The 14,415-nt window shown below is 39.7% G+C and carries 14 protein-coding genes; all 14 read left to right on the top strand.

The genetic code is table 11. The features are described from left to right. Positions 1 to 111: 111 nt before the first annotated feature. The 14 genes from ESA94_RS10200 to ESA94_RS10135 all read left to right on the top strand — a co-directional run bounded on the left by ESA94_RS10200 (position 112) and on the right by ESA94_RS10135 (position 14,390). The gene (locus ESA94_RS10200; RefSeq protein WP_129130785.1) at positions 112 to 855 is read left to right on the top strand and encodes a hypothetical protein; all 744 of its coding nucleotides are present in this window, start codon (positions 112 to 114) and stop codon (positions 853 to 855) included. 163 nt (positions 856 to 1,018) lie between these two features. Next, complete coding sequence (locus tag ESA94_RS10195) at positions 1,019 to 1,669, top strand: DUF2306 domain-containing protein (protein ID WP_129130784.1); 651 nt, start codon at positions 1,019 to 1,021, stop codon at positions 1,667 to 1,669. Positions 1,670 to 1,680: 11 nt separating this feature from the next. Continuing rightward, positions 1,681 to 2,157 (top strand): lipocalin-like domain-containing protein, encoded by a 477-nt coding sequence (locus ESA94_RS10190; protein ID WP_129130783.1) that lies wholly within the window; start codon positions 1,681 to 1,683, stop codon positions 2,155 to 2,157. Positions 2,158 to 2,235: 78 nt separating this feature from the next. Next, positions 2,236 to 3,126: a dioxygenase family protein gene (locus ESA94_RS10185; protein WP_129130782.1), complete on the top strand. Its 891-nt coding sequence runs from the start codon at positions 2,236 to 2,238 to the stop codon at positions 3,124 to 3,126. Positions 3,127 to 3,146: 20 nt separating this feature from the next. Continuing rightward, positions 3,147 to 3,590 carry a nuclear transport factor 2 family protein gene (locus ESA94_RS10180; RefSeq protein WP_129130781.1) on the top strand — a complete coding sequence of 148 codons (444 nt, stop codon included), beginning with the start codon at positions 3,147 to 3,149 and terminating at the stop codon, positions 3,588 to 3,590. 9 nt (positions 3,591 to 3,599) lie between these two features. Continuing rightward, the gene (locus tag ESA94_RS10175) at positions 3,600 to 4,532 is read left to right on the top strand and encodes a hypothetical protein (RefSeq protein WP_129130780.1); all 933 of its coding nucleotides are present in this window, start codon (positions 3,600 to 3,602) and stop codon (positions 4,530 to 4,532) included. Between the two features lie 3 nt (positions 4,533 to 4,535). After that, on the top strand, positions 4,536 to 5,474 hold the full coding sequence (locus ESA94_RS10170; protein ID WP_129130779.1) for a hypothetical protein: 939 nt from the start codon (positions 4,536 to 4,538) through the stop codon (positions 5,472 to 5,474). Between the two features lie 2 nt (positions 5,475 to 5,476). Further along, on the top strand, positions 5,477 to 6,430 hold the full coding sequence (locus ESA94_RS10165; protein ID WP_129130778.1) for a hypothetical protein: 954 nt from the start codon (positions 5,477 to 5,479) through the stop codon (positions 6,428 to 6,430). A 3-nt stretch (positions 6,431 to 6,433) separates the two neighbouring features. Continuing rightward, positions 6,434 to 7,342: a hypothetical protein gene (locus ESA94_RS10160; protein ID WP_129130777.1), complete on the top strand. Its 909-nt coding sequence runs from the start codon at positions 6,434 to 6,436 to the stop codon at positions 7,340 to 7,342. Positions 7,343 to 7,469: 127 nt separating this feature from the next. Then, positions 7,470 to 8,663, top strand: coding sequence for a DUF1624 domain-containing protein (locus tag ESA94_RS10155; RefSeq protein ID WP_129130776.1), 1,194 nt, complete (start codon positions 7,470 to 7,472; stop codon positions 8,661 to 8,663). A 10-nt stretch (positions 8,664 to 8,673) separates the two neighbouring features. Beyond that, positions 8,674 to 9,831, top strand: coding sequence for a serine hydrolase domain-containing protein (locus tag ESA94_RS10150; RefSeq protein ID WP_129130775.1), 1,158 nt, complete (start codon positions 8,674 to 8,676; stop codon positions 9,829 to 9,831). 20 nt (positions 9,832 to 9,851) lie between these two features. After that, positions 9,852 to 11,267, top strand: coding sequence for an APC family permease (locus ESA94_RS10145; protein WP_129130774.1), 1,416 nt, complete (start codon positions 9,852 to 9,854; stop codon positions 11,265 to 11,267). 102 nt (positions 11,268 to 11,369) lie between these two features. Then, complete coding sequence (locus ESA94_RS10140; protein ID WP_129130773.1) at positions 11,370 to 12,128, top strand: DUF2490 domain-containing protein; 759 nt, start codon at positions 11,370 to 11,372, stop codon at positions 12,126 to 12,128. Between the two features lie 78 nt (positions 12,129 to 12,206). After that, on the top strand, positions 12,207 to 14,390 hold the full coding sequence (locus tag ESA94_RS10135; protein WP_129130772.1) for a penicillin acylase family protein: 2,184 nt from the start codon (positions 12,207 to 12,209) through the stop codon (positions 14,388 to 14,390). The last annotated feature ends 25 nt before the right edge of the window (positions 14,391 to 14,415 follow it).

Raw genomic sequence — 14,415 nt, 5'->3', positions numbered from 1 at the left:
TTGCGGAGAAACTGAAGAGTAATGGTTGATTCGTACTCACAGAAATTTTTGTTTACCAAGAGCTTTGAGGAAGATTTTAACCGCATTGTTCCTAAACCAAAACAAATCAGTATGAAACAGAAACTTGTTGCGAAGTTGAGCACATACCTTCTTTTAATTGTGCTGCTTCCTTTTGCCGGCATCGGCCAAACAAAAAATGTAATATCTACACACCGGGTATTTCCTAAAATTGACAAGATCACGGAGTTTGAAAAGGCCGTTGCTAATCACGCCCAGAAATATCATAGCGGCGATCACCACTGGCGGGTGTTCGCCATTCAATCGGGACCGGACATTGGTGGCTATCATATTACCGAGGGACCAAAAAGCTGGGAAAGTGAAGATGCAAGAGGCGATATCAGCCCCGAACACCAAAACGACTGGAATAAAAATGTAGCTATTTATTTAACTGATAAGCAAAGTGGTGGTTACTCTGTTTACCAGGAAAACTTAAGCACTATTGCATTGGGCGATTTTAGCGATAAGATCCAGATCAATCATGTATATCCGAAAATGGGTCAAAACGATAATGTGGTAGCCATCATTAAGAAAGTAAAAAAAGCCTGGGAGGCTTCAGGTGTAACTGTTGCTGTGTATATATCGAGTGCATCAGGTCCAACACAATACACATTAGTTACAAGATACAAACAAGGCTTAAAAGAAAGAGCCGTTGGATTTCGTAAACCATTTAAAGAAGTATATGAAAGTGTGCATGGCGAAGGTTCATATGATCAGTATTTAAAAGACATCGCAGAATACACTCAGGAAAGCTGGAGCGAATTATTGTTTTTGCGAAAAGATCTGAGTTCGAAATAACCCTTTTTCCATGTTGATTGATAAACAACCTCATCATACTGCAAATGTGGTGGGGTTTGTTTTTAATATTTATTTCAGGAATTGTATGCCTGTAAATAAATCAGACAACCGCCTTGGTTCGTGTCTTCACGAACCGCAAAGCTTAATAAATAAATCAATCGTTATGGCACAAACAAGAAATTTACCCGTTCCGCAAAAATCAAAATCGTATCTAACACTTGCGGTTGTTCTTTTCCTTACTGTATTTGCAGGAAAATTTATTGTAAAAGATGCCTTGCCTTATTTTGGGTTTGATGAGGAAACCTTTGGACGGTATTGGAATGTTAAATGGCCGTTGATTGGTCATATTTCAGGAGGGTTGATTGCTTTGTTAATTGGCCCCTTCCAGTTTTGGAAAACATTCCGCAATAAATTTTTGAATGTACACAGGGTTCTTGGCCGTGTTTATCTCATTGCTATTTTAATAGGTACAATTGCATCCACCTTTTTAGCATGGACAAGCGGTTACGAAATTGGTTTTACATGGGCGCTTGCATTACAGTTTCTGGCATTTGCGTGGATAGCGTCTGCATCTATGGCCTACCTATCTGTAATGCGGAAACGAATTGTTCAACATAAAGAGTGGATGATAAGAAGCTATGTTATAACTTTTGCTTTTGTTCTCTTCCGCTGGTTGAATGAACTGGAAATTGCAAGGACACTGATGCCTCAATTTACTGACAGAGGCCCAACACTTATATGGTTAAGCTGGGTTGTACCCCTGTTCATTACTGAAATGATCATAAGCTTCAACAAGAAAAAATCAACCTTGTAAAATTTCAACGTATGAAATATTTATTGATAACGATTGCCTGTTTTCAATTTGCAGCAGCAGTGGCACAAACAACAAACAATTCCAAAGGCATCGCAGGTGTGTGGAAGCTGGTTGAGTTTGTTGATTATGATTCTGTTTCCAACACATGGGTCAATCGTTATGGCAAAAATCCAAGAGGTTATTTTATTTATACAGCAGGAGGAATACTAAGTATTAATGTTTCCAGCGATACGCCACTTAAAATAACAGAGGAAGAGTCTAAAAATTATACCATCAACTTTCATGAATTTTATAGCAGTCATTCTTTCGGATACTTCGGTACGTATACATATGAACCTGCAAAAGGACAGGTGATCCATCATGTAAAAGGCGGAACGCTTCCTTTCTATACTGATACAGAACAGCCAAGGCAAATTCAACTGAAAGGAGATACGGCAATCATAGGTGACAACATCAGAACAAGAAGAGTGCTGGTGCGAGTGGAATAATAAAAGCCGATCAGCATTTTATAACAGCTCTGAAATTTATACCTTACTGTAGCCCTTCACCAACTAAAACTAATCATTATGCAACGCAGAACATTTATCAAAAGCTCATCACTTACTGTTATCAGCATTAGTGCATTCGGTGGTTTAAACTGGAATGGAAAAAATTTTGAAGGCGACAACGCAACCACTACGGATATTCTTGGTCCGTTCTACCGGCCAGGTGCACCATTGCGCAGTAACTTAAGATTGCCAAAATCAAATGGAGCGCCCATTGTTTTAAGAGGAATCATTTTTAAAGAAGATGGAAAAACGCCCATCAACAATGCATTGGTTGAAATATGGCATTGCGATGAACAGGAAGTGTATGATAATGCTTCGGATGACTACAACTATCGTGCTGCACAAAAAACAAAAGCAGATGGCAAGTATACATTCAAATCTATTTTGCCTGTTCCCTACAAAGCCGATCCAAACGATGAAGCATCTTGGCGACCTGCACATATACACATGCGTGTGTCTGTTCCCGATCAGCAGGACCTAATTACACAGATCTATTTTAAAGGCGGCAAGTATGTGGAGACGGATAAGTGGTCTTCTTCTCCCGGCGCAGTAAACAGAATTCTTCCTGTAAGCAAGAGCTCATCTGGAGAAAGTGAAATTGTATTTAATGTAGTGATGGCCAAAGAATTTCCGCTCGACCCAAAAGTATATGCTAGGATCACCGGGCTCTATCAATTGCAGGATAACATGAATGTAGAATTTCTGAAAAACGACGATCTGTTGTTTATGAAACAAAACGGATGGTTAAGGGCAAGTTTGAAATACATTGGTAACAACAGCTTTGTAGGCGGCATTGGCTATCCCAAAGTAGTATTTGAATTGCTAAAAGATGGAAATGTAAAAGTAGTGATCGAACGAACAGCGGATATAACATATACAGGTACTAAGTTTTTGAAGTACGAGCAGTAAATCCCTTTCATTTAAAACTCATGATGCAAAAAATAAAACTTCTGTTTGTTGTATTGCTCTTTTCGGCAAGTGTAAATGCACAAGCCACACAAGAACAGAAAACTGTACAGCAAACAATTGAAAACCTGTTCACCGCTTTATCAAACAGAGACAGCGCAGGGTTAAGATTGCACAGTACAGCCGATGTACATTTTTATGAATACGGCGAAGTGTGGACAATTGACACACTGATCAAAAGAGTGATGATCAACAAACCGGCAGATTATAAACGAACCAACAGCTTTGATTTTGTAAAAATAACCATCGAAGGAAACACAGCATGGGCTACCTACTACCTGCAATCAGAAATAACCCGCAACGGTAAAAAGGAATTGGTGAAATGGATGGAAACAGTTGTATTGGTAAAGCTGAAGGAAGAATGGAAAATAAAGTTGCTTCACTCATCGCTCATTTCAAGAACTTAAAACAGCAACATGCAGGAAGAAGAAAAGAAAGAAAGTTTACTGTCAACGGACGACAGTCCGCATCAAGATTTACAGTTGAATACTCCTTCAACTGATGAAACCATTGTACCTGCTACTGAAACATCAGACATCATCAATCCACCATCAGACATAAAAGATATGGAAGTACATCATCATGCCCACGACCCTGCTGCCCCGCACCATAAGAAAAACTGGAAATCTTATTTCTGGGAATTTTTAATGTTGTTCCTTGCTGTGTTCTGTGGATTTTTAGCAGAGTATCAACTGGAGCATAAGATAGAAAAGCAAAGAGCTAAAGAATATGCTTTATCCCTTTACAGAGATTTAGCAGCAGATACAGTAACCAACAGCAGAGCGATTGCAAACTTACACACCTGTATCAGCAGCATTGATTCATTAATTAAGCTGCTGGGGAACAAAGAAGAATTAACAAAAAACACAACTGCAATTTATAAGCTTAGCGTTTATGCTTTTGTTTTTCCGCAATATAAACCCAATGAATCCACTCTTCAGCAATTGCTCAATTCAGGAGCTTTACGCTATTTCAGAAGCAACCAATTAATAGACACGATCAAAAACTATAATAACTCAATACAGGGTTTTAAAGATATAAGAGATGATATGGGAAGCATGAATATTGAATTTCGGAAAGTGCAGTCACGGGTGCTGGAAATTGACCAGGTGATAGAAGCGGTGGCAGCTAATAATTTTTTAAGTCGTGATGCACTAAGTTTTGATCAATTGAAATTTACAGGCAGTCCCCGGCTGATGGTAACTGATCCGCTGCTGATAACAGAGTATAAAAACTGGTGTGCCATCAAAAAATTTTATATGTCTAATACGGCAGCCAGTTTTTCCATTATTAAACGACGTGCCGAAGCAGTATTGCGGATGTTGGAAAAAGAGTATCATTTTAAATAACTCATGGAAGAAAACAAACCCAATCCACAAAACAATGAGGAGCAACCATCACTTCCATCGTTGAATGAAATTTCAATCGATGAATCCATTGCACCTGCTGCTGAAACATCAGAAATCATTCATCCTACATCAGACATAAAAGACATGGAGGTACATCACCACGCCCACGACCCTGCTGCACCACATCATAAGAAAAACTGGAAAAATTATTTCTGGGAGTTTTTAATGTTGTTCCTTGCTGTGTTCTGTGGTTTTTTAGCAGAATATCAATTGGAGCATAAGATTGAGAGAGACAGGGCAAAAGAGCTGGCAAAGAGTTTTTATGAAGAGTTGAAAAATGATTCTGTGAATGTGCAGATAAAAAGCCGCTACCGGATCCGACAAGAAGAATCGTTGTTTTATCTGGAACGCTATTTTCAAGACAGCAGCCTCACAAATCTTTCAAAGCAATTTCAATTAAGCTTTTTGATCGGAATAATATTTCGCTCACCCTCTGTGTTTGAACCAAGAACGGTTGTGCTAGAACAATTGAAAAACTCCGGTTCACTACGTTACTTTAAAAACGATGAGTTGCAAAAGTTGATAGGCGACTTATTGGTGTCTATAAAAAATATTTATGACCGTCAGCAAATAGAACAAGAAATAAGGAATAAGTATTTATGGGATTTAATGATACGGCATTATGACTATTCGTTTGATGATAAAATTAAACGCCTGAACTCTGATTTGTTAGTAGCTGCAGAAACCTATGAAAAAAGTGACCAGGTGATTCCTTTCCAATTTAAGTCTATTGAAAAATTCGACAAACAAGGTACCATCAACGCAATTGGCTTGTTTGGAAGAAATGGATTGCATTCCACACGGGAGTTACATTACAAAAAATATATGCAAATAAACGCTGCTCTGTTACGCCTGTTAAGAAACGAATATCATCTTAAATAACAATGGACGAAAACAAACCTATCCACAACGAAGAGGAAAAAGGTCCGCCGTCGATAGACGAAAGTCCACAGCAAAATACACAGTTGAATACTCCTTCAACTGATGAAACCATTGCACCTGCTACCGAAACATCAGAAATCATCAATCCTACATCAGAAATAAAAGACATGGAAGTACATCATCACACCCACTCAGGTCATGGAAAGAAAAACTGGAAAAGTTATTTCTGGGAATTTTTAATGTTGTTCCTTGCTGTGTTCTGTGGTTTTTTAGCAGAGTATCAACTGGAGCATAAGATTGAAAGAGACAGAGCTAAAGAGTTGGCAAAGAGTTTATATGAAGAACTAAAAAGTGATTCTGTTGCTATTGCAGAGAAATCAGGGAACAGAATAAAGCTGGAGAACTCTGTACAATACATGATGGATTATTTTAAGGATAGCAGCTTTTCAAATTTTTCAAAACAGTTTGTTATTCACTTCAATCGGACATTTGCTTTTAACGCTCCAACTTTGTTTGAGCCCAAAACGATTATTTTGGAGCAATTAAAAAATTCAGGGTCGCTTCGTTATTTTAAAAACGATGAATTACAAAAATTAATTGGAGAACTTACTGTTGTTATTGATAATATAAATGTAAGGCGTGAAATGGAAGCCTCATACAGGCAGTCCTACATTATTCCCTTCCTGATAAAACATTTTGACTCAGATTTTGAAGAAACTACAAGAAAATTAGGTGCACAAAACTTAATTGATTTCATTGCTGAATATGAAAAGAACAGTACAGAGGTATCCTTCAAATTGAGAAAACCTGAACAAATAGATACAGATGAGGCAAGGAACATGTTAAGTGTGTTTGCTATAACCTACAGAGGCACAAGAACCATTCAATTTCAAAAATACTTTGAAGTAAATGCGGCGTTGCTTGAGGAGCTGCGTAAACAATACCATCTGCAATAAAGTATGGAAGAAAACAAACCTATCCACAACGAAGAGGAAAATGGTTCACCGTCAATAGACGATAGTCGACAGCAAAATACACAGTTGAATACTCCTTCAACTGATGAACCCATTGCACCTGCTACCGAAACATCAGAAATCATCAATCCTACATCAGAAATAAAAGACATGGAAGTACATCATCACACCCACTCAGGTCATGGAAAGAAAAACTGGAAAAGTTATTTCTGGGAATTTTTAATGTTATTTCTTGCTGTGTTCTGCGGATTTTTAGCGGAGTATCAGTTGGAGCATGTAATAGAAAACAGCAGGGAAACACAATTCATCAGATCTTATATTGAAGATTTGAAACTGGATACAGCTTCCATCAATAGAAATCTTGTTTATCAAAAAGAAAGAAAACTGCAACTCGATTCCATGATGAACTTTTTAGAAACACAAACGATCAAAGGCCATGAAAGTGACTTCTATTATTTAGGAAGAGTTCTTTTACGAACCAGGCGTTTTCAATCAAGTGACAGAACCATTACTCAATTAAAAAATTCAGGAGCGTTGAGGCTGATCAGGAATGAACAGGCAGCAGACAGTATTATCAGTTATCAAAAACTGGTTGAAACAATTCTTGGCAATATTGCTGATGAACGGGATGAGCGAAGAGATGCTGATCCTTTAGTATTACGGATATTTAACCCCTATGTTTTTGATAAAATGCTGGATGATGACAACATCATTCATAAACCCGCAGGCAATCCGCCGCTGCGTTCTTATGATGCCTCGTTACACCAGGATTTGGCGTATCGTTTTCATCAATTAAAAGGAAGTAATCGTATTCTGTTCACGAGGCTTACACTATTACATCAAAAAGCGTCAGCCATTATTACTTTTTTGCAAAATGAATATCACCTTAATTAACAAGCAGCATTTAAACAGGTATTAAAACAATTCAATCAGGTTAATAGTTGTTGCAAACTTCAATTCTTATTTCTAATTTCAACTGCCGACCTTGCCTGGCCGGCTTTTTTATTTTAACCAACCAACTATGCTTCAGCAACCACTATCATCACCCAAACGCATTGAATCGATCGATCTGCTTCGTGGTCTTGTTATGATCATTATGGCACTCGATCATACAAGAGACTTCTTTCACAAAGAAGCGTTCACCGGCGATCCGTTGAATGCAGCCACCACCACACCCATTCTTTATTTCACCAGGTGGATCACCCATTTCTGTGCACCAACATTTGTGTTTCTGTCGGGTATGTCGGCATGGTTACAGCATCAGCGTAAAACAACAAAAGAACTGAGTTGGTTTTTGATCACCCGTGGGCTTTGGCTCATTGTTGTGGAGATCTTCATTGTTACACTCGGCATCACAGCCGATATTCATTACAGCATTTTTATTCTGCAAACCATCTGGTCCATTGGTATCAGCATGGTGCTGCTTGGTTTGGTTATTCATCTTCCGTTCAAACTTATATTACTCATTGGTGCTGTAATTGTGTTAGGGCATAACAGTCTCGATTTTGCAGAAGCAGCACGCAAAGGCATTGTTCCCATCTGGTGGAATTTCCTGCATCTGCCAACAGTATTCCCCATTGCTGATGGTCATGTGGTGGGCATTTTTTATCCCTTCCTCCCATGGACGGGTTTAATGATCATTGGTTACTGCTTTGGCAAATACTATACATCGCTACAACCGGAAAAGCGAAACAAACATGTATTGTACATTAGCCTGTTGCTGCTGTTGATCTTTGTTGCAGTTCGTTTCAGTAATATTTATGGCGATCCTGCCGACTGGACCAAACAAAAAGATGCGCTCTCTACTTTTCTTGTATTTATGAACGTGCAGAAATATCCGCCTTCGTTATTATTCATGTGTGCAACCATTGGCGGTGCATTGTTGTTTCTTTCGTTTGTAAAAACAACAAGCGGTAAGTTGGCGAAGATCATTATTGTGTATGGCCGTGTTCCTTTCTTTTATTATATCCTGCATTTCTATTTACTTAACCTCTTACACATTCTTGCTTACCTTTCGAGAGGACACAGTTTTGCAGAAGGGTTAAAAGGAATACCTGATTTCCCGTTTTTGTTTGCTGTACCCGGCGAAGGTTATTCTTTAGGTATTGTTTACCTGATCTGGATAGCAGTGGTAATTGCATTGTATCCATTATGCAAATGGTACGATACCTATAAGACCACACATAAAGAAAAGAAATGGCTGAGTTATTTATAATATTGTATACATGAACCACAACAAACAGAAAACCGTTCTCAGTTTCGTTTTGCTTCTTTTTCTTTTTTCAGTTAATGCACAGCAAACTTATTTCCCGGATGCTGATTGGCAGATCAAAAAGCCGCAGGATCTTAAAATGAATGCAGCTTTGCTCGACAGTGCTGTTGCTCTTGCGTTAAGAAGTGAAAACAAAGTAGAGCGTGACCTACGTATTGCCAATATGAAATCGTATTCACGTGAACCGGGCTACAAGATCATTGGCCCAATGAAAGAACGTGGCGGACCTGCCGGCCTTGTTATTAAGAACGGATACATTGTTGCACAGTGGGGCGATGTGAACCGTGTTGATATGACCTTCAGCACAACCAAGAGTTATCTTTCTACTGTTGCAGGTTTAGCTGTTGATCAGGGCCTTATTAAAAATGTAAATGATAAAGTGGGTACGTATGTGTGGGATGAAAGTTTTGAAGGTGCACATAATGCAAAAGTTACCTGGCATCATTTACTCAATCAATCAAGCGATTGGAGTGGCACTTTGTTTGGCTTACACGATTGGGCCGATCGTCCGCCGAGAGACGGTGGTATTGATGATTGGAAAAACCGCAAGCTGCTTGAGCCAGGAACAAATTATGAATACAACGATGTACGTGTAAACCTGTTGGCTTATTCGTTATTGCAGGTTTGGCGCAAACCATTACCTGTTGTACTGAAAGAAAAAATTATGGATCCTATTGGTGCATCCACAACATGGCGTTGGTTTGGTTACGAAAATTCGTATGTAACAATGGATGGTTTAACCGTTCAATCGGTAAGTGGTGGCGGGCATCATGGTGGTGGTATCTTCATCAACACATACGATCATGCACGTTTTGGTTTATTGTTTTTGCGAAACGGCAAATGGAAAAACCAACAGCTGCTTTCAGAAAAATGGATCAACGCTGCAACACAACCATCACCTGCCAATAAAAATTATGGCTATATGTGGTGGCTCAACACAGAGCAAAGCTGGAAAGGCATTTCACCAAACGTTTACTATGCTGTAGGTTTTGGCGGCAATTATATTATTGTTGATAAAGAACACGACCTTGTTGTAGTTGCACGCTGGATGGATGACAGTAAGGTTGCCGATGTGCTACGCCTCATCATTCAATCAGCAGAAAATAAATAAGCTTCCACGCAAACCCGGCCATGAACAACGAAACTAATACATCAACTACTCCACAACCAACGCTTAAACGGGCATTGGGTTTAGGCACAGGTGTATTGCTGGTGGCGGGTATGATGATCGGCTCCGGTGTGTTTAAGAAAATTGTTCCCATGGCACAAACGGGACTAAGCGAAACATGGATCATTCTTGCATGGATCAGCGCCGGATTAATTACCATGTTCGGGGCATTTACACTTGCCGGTCTTTCCGACTTAACAGAAGAATCGGGTGGTGTGTACGAATACCTGCGGCTTTCGTTTGGCAATTTCTTTTCGTTTCTGTTTGGCTGGACCGATTTTACCATCATCGGTTGTGCATCTGTTGCAGCACTTGGTTTCATCTTTGCACAAACCGTAAATGTGTTTATTCCGTTGGGCAATCCGTTTCATAGCCTTGCACATATTTCCATTGGAGATTTTATTTTTCCTTTTGCTGATGGCGGTATTAAACTGCTGGCTATCGTTGCTATTGTATTACTCACGTGGATCAATTATCGTGGCGTACAAAACGGAGGACTTGTAAACAACATTATTACATCTGCAAAGATCATCGGCATTCTTTTGCTTATTGTTCTTGGCTTATCGCATGCTTCTGCAAACGAAACTGCAACAATCATTACAAACAAACCTGCAACTGAACTGCATGGAATGGCTTTATTCAGTGCAGTACTTGCAGCCATGCTCAGTGCATTTTGGGCTTACGATGGCTGGAGCAACATTTCATTTATTGCAGGCGAAATAAAAAATCCGAAACGCAATATTCCCATTGCTATTATGAGTGGCGTAGCCATTGCTATGTTGTTATATGTGTTAATCAATATGGCGTACATGCATGTGTTGCCTTTGCAAACATTAAAAGCTGTTGATGACAGCCAGATAGGTGCTGCTATAGTTGCAGAAACATTGCTGGGCAAAGTGGGACAATCGTTGATCGTAATACTCATCATGATCTCAGTGTTTGGTACACTCAACGGAATTATTTTGGCGCATGCACGCATTTATTACCGGATGGCGCAGGAAAAATTCTTTTTCAAAAAAGCTGCAACAGTACATCCTGTTTACCGAACACCATCGGTGGCATTACTTTATACAATGATCTGGAGTTGCATACTTGTATTATCCGGCACGTTCGATATGTTGACCAATATGGTGATTTTTGCCGGGTTTTTGTTTTACAGTCTTGTTGTAATTGCTCTATTTAAAATGAAACGCAACGGAACTATCAAAACAAAAGTGATCGGTTACCCGTTTATCCCTGCTTTTGTGGGGTTGTTTTCTGTTGCATTGCTTGTGAACACAGTTATTACCCAACCCGTTCAATCGCTTATCGGGCTTGGGCTTGTACTAAGCGGTGTTTTGTTTTATGCTTATTTCAGGAAGCAGCACGGTACAGGTTAGTATGCTGTAATTGATGCAGCATCCCGTTTCAAAAGACATGAATCAGCATTACATGTGACAGAACTCACCAAGAAAAGAAATTCACTGTTTTATTTTTGCAGTATGTATTTGCAGTTAAACAAGTATCTCTCTTTCCTGTTTCTGTTTATCTCTTTCAGTTCCGCAGCGCAACCCACCCGTGAAGTACAGTTACAAAATCATTTCTGGACAAGCGTTAACACGCAGGCACGCATCAGCAATAAGTTTTTTGTTATCGGCGATTTTCATGTACGCAGAACCAATTATTTAAAGAACAACAACTTTTATTATACAAGGTTGGGTGTTGGTTATTATATCAACAAAAACCTCAGTGTTGCCTTAGGTGCGGGTCACATGTGGTTGGCAAATAAAACAGCTACCACCGAACTTTTTGTAAATGAAAACAGAATCGTACAACAGGTTCAGCTCAACCAACCATTAGGTAAAGTGCAGGTGTCGCAACGTTTTCGTTTAGAAGAACGCTGGATACAGAAAGTGGCAAATGGCGAACTGACTGATAACTATCGCTATACAACACGTTACCGATACCAGTTAGCACTCAACATTCCTGTAAATAAAAATAAATATGTACCAAGTATTGTTTTGTCGGATGAATTGATGTTGCAGACAGGGAAAGATATTGTGTACAACAATTTCGATCAAAACCGTTTGTTTGCCGGTATCAAACAACAGATCACTCCTTCGCTCTCATTCGATTTTGGTTATATGCATGTATGGCAGCAGCGTTTAAACGGTTATCAATACAATCTTAACCAAACAATACGTTGGTTCTTTTACTGGCAACCCGATCTCAGAAAGAAGCATAACACTGTAAAATCTTAAGCTCTACCGTTGCTGTAATGCTTTTTGCAGGCAGCCAATGAATACTTAGCTTAGTGGTAACTGTTAATGGTTATCGTTATGCGTTATTTTGTTCTACTGCTTCTTGTTCCCTTCTTTTCTGCTGCACAGTCGTTCTCCTCTGCTGAAATAAACAAATGGAAACAACAAGCCCAACGTGTTAACATTATCCGTGATAACTGGGGCATACCACATGTATATGGAAAAACAGATGCCGATGCAGTGTTTGGTTTGCTGTATGCGCAATGCGAAGATGATTTTAAACGGGTAGAAGCAAACTACATTGAAAAACTGGGCCGTAAAGCAGAAGTAGCAGGTGAAAGTGAATTATACAATGATCTGTACTTACGATTGGTTATCGACAGTGCAGAAGCTGTTGCTGATTATAATAAAGCCCCTTCCTGGTTAAAAGAGTTATTGAATGCCTATGCTGATGGGATTAATTATTATCTCTATACACATCCCAATATTAAACCGGCATTACTCACTCGTTTTAAACCCTGGTATCAATTACTGTGGACCGATGGAAGCATTGGCGCCATCAGCACCGGCGATATTACTGCAGAAGATGTAAAGAATCTGTATGGCAACGGTAACGCAAGCATTACCTATCATCCGAAAGAATTTGTAGACAACAGCAGTGGTTCAAACGGGTTTGCCATTGCCCCATCAAAAACAGCAAGCGGTAAAGCCATTCTGTACATCAATCCCCATGTAACATTTTATTTCCGTCCGGAAGTACATATGGTAAGTGAACAAGGGTTGAATGCATACGGCGCTGTAACATGGGGACAGTTTTTTGTATACCAGGGCTTCAACGAATATTGCGGCTGGATGCACACCAGTGCTAACGTAGATGTGAGTGATATGTATATAGAAAAGTTTTCCGGCAGTGGTAATAACTTCACGTATCAATATGAAAATAAACAACGGCCGGTAAAACAAAAACAGATCACGATAAAATATAAAAAGGGGAATGAGTTGTTGTCGAAAACGTTTACCACGTATGCTACGCATCATGGTCCTGTTATGGCAAAACGCAACGGACAATACATCAGTGTACGTTCGGGCAACCGAATGTTAAATGGTTTGCTGCAAAGCTGGCAGCGCACCAAAGCAAAAGGATTAGATGATTATAAAAAAGTAATGGCGTTGCGTGGTAACACCAGTAACAGCACTGTGTTTGCAGATAACAAGGGAAACATTGCTTACTGGCATGGCAACTACGTACCGAAAAGAGATATAAAGTTCAATTGGGGAAAAGCGGTGGATGGATCAGTGATAGCAACCGAATGGCAAGGGTTACACGATGCAACTGAAACAGTACAAGTCATCAATCCTTCAACAGGCTGGATTCAAAACTGCAACTCTACTCCTTACACAGTAAGCGGCGATGCAAGTCCGAAGAAAAAAGATTACCCGGTTTACATGGCACCCGACGGAGAAAACTTCAGAGGCATTAACGCCGCAAGAGTGTTGAGTCGTGAAAACAAATTCACCATCGATAAAACCATTGCTGCAGGTTATGATCGATATCTTTCTGCATTTGAAGTGTTGATACCTTCGCTCGTTAAAGCATTTGAAACCGGTGTACAACCAGGCGACAGTCTGCATCGTTCGCTTGCCGCACCCATTGCCGTGCTGAAAAACTGGAACTATCATTCTTCCAATCATTCCATTGCAACAACACTGGCGGTTGAATGGGCACAACGCTTAAATGCATCCATCCGTAAAATTTATATTGAAGATGGTGAAGATGACCAGGTAACTGCTACCAAACGTTTTGCTGCAACAGCAATACCCTTACAGTTGCTGGCGCCTTTGAACGAAACAGTAAAACAACTGAAACAACAGTTTGGTACATGGGAAGTGGAGTGGGGCGACATCAACCGCTATCAACGCATCAGCAACGAACTGAACCAGCAGTTTGATGATAACAGTTTAAGCTATCCGGTTCCTTTTGCCTCCGCTTTGTGGGGCATGTTGCCATCGTATAACAGTCGCAGTTTTCCTGGTACAAAAAAGCGTTATGGCTTTCATGGTAATAGTTTTATCTGCGCCGTAGAGTTTGGAGAAAAGATAAAAGCAAAATCACTACTTGCCGGTGGTAACAGCGGCGATGTAAACAGCAAACATTTTACCGATCAACTGGAGATGTACACCAAAGGGCAGTTTAAAGATGTGCTGTTTTATAAAGAAGATGTAGTAAAACATGCAGAACGCAGCTATCATCCGGGAGAGTAATTTCCATTGCAGATAATTGTGTTTC

Source organism: Lacibacter luteus (genome assembly GCF_004118265.1).
In the GTDB taxonomy this organism is placed as follows: Bacteria; Bacteroidota; Bacteroidia; order Chitinophagales; family Chitinophagaceae; genus Lacibacter; species Lacibacter luteus.
This window is presented reverse-complemented; position numbering and strand designations above follow the sequence as displayed.

Excerpts from the sequence above, each read along its gene's own strand:
- ESA94_RS10165 (WP_129130778.1), top strand. The coding sequence starts at position 5,477 with ATGGACGAAAACAAACCTATCCACAACGAAGAGGAAAAAGGTCCGCCG.
- ESA94_RS10155 (WP_129130776.1), top strand. The coding sequence starts at position 7,470 with ATGCTTCAGCAACCACTATCATCACCCAAACGCATTGAATCGATCGAT.
- ESA94_RS10140 (WP_129130773.1), top strand. The coding sequence starts at position 11,370 with ATGTATTTGCAGTTAAACAAGTATCTCTCTTTCCTGTTTCTGTTTATC.
- ESA94_RS10195 (WP_129130784.1), top strand. The coding sequence starts at position 1,019 with ATGGCACAAACAAGAAATTTACCCGTTCCGCAAAAATCAAAATCGTAT.
- ESA94_RS10135 (WP_129130772.1), top strand. The coding sequence starts at position 12,207 with ATGCGTTATTTTGTTCTACTGCTTCTTGTTCCCTTCTTTTCTGCTGCA.
- ESA94_RS10190 (WP_129130783.1), top strand. The coding sequence starts at position 1,681 with ATGAAATATTTATTGATAACGATTGCCTGTTTTCAATTTGCAGCAGCA.
- ESA94_RS10185 (WP_129130782.1), top strand. The coding sequence starts at position 2,236 with ATGCAACGCAGAACATTTATCAAAAGCTCATCACTTACTGTTATCAGC.
- ESA94_RS10175 (WP_129130780.1), top strand. The coding sequence starts at position 3,600 with ATGCAGGAAGAAGAAAAGAAAGAAAGTTTACTGTCAACGGACGACAGT.
- ESA94_RS10145 (WP_129130774.1), top strand. The coding sequence starts at position 9,852 with ATGAACAACGAAACTAATACATCAACTACTCCACAACCAACGCTTAAA.
- ESA94_RS10180 (WP_129130781.1), top strand. The coding sequence starts at position 3,147 with ATGATGCAAAAAATAAAACTTCTGTTTGTTGTATTGCTCTTTTCGGCA.
- ESA94_RS10150 (WP_129130775.1), top strand. The coding sequence starts at position 8,674 with ATGAACCACAACAAACAGAAAACCGTTCTCAGTTTCGTTTTGCTTCTT.
- ESA94_RS10170 (WP_129130779.1), top strand. The coding sequence starts at position 4,536 with ATGGAAGAAAACAAACCCAATCCACAAAACAATGAGGAGCAACCATCA.
- ESA94_RS10200 (WP_129130785.1), top strand. The coding sequence starts at position 112 with ATGAAACAGAAACTTGTTGCGAAGTTGAGCACATACCTTCTTTTAATT.
- ESA94_RS10160 (WP_129130777.1), top strand. The coding sequence starts at position 6,434 with ATGGAAGAAAACAAACCTATCCACAACGAAGAGGAAAATGGTTCACCG.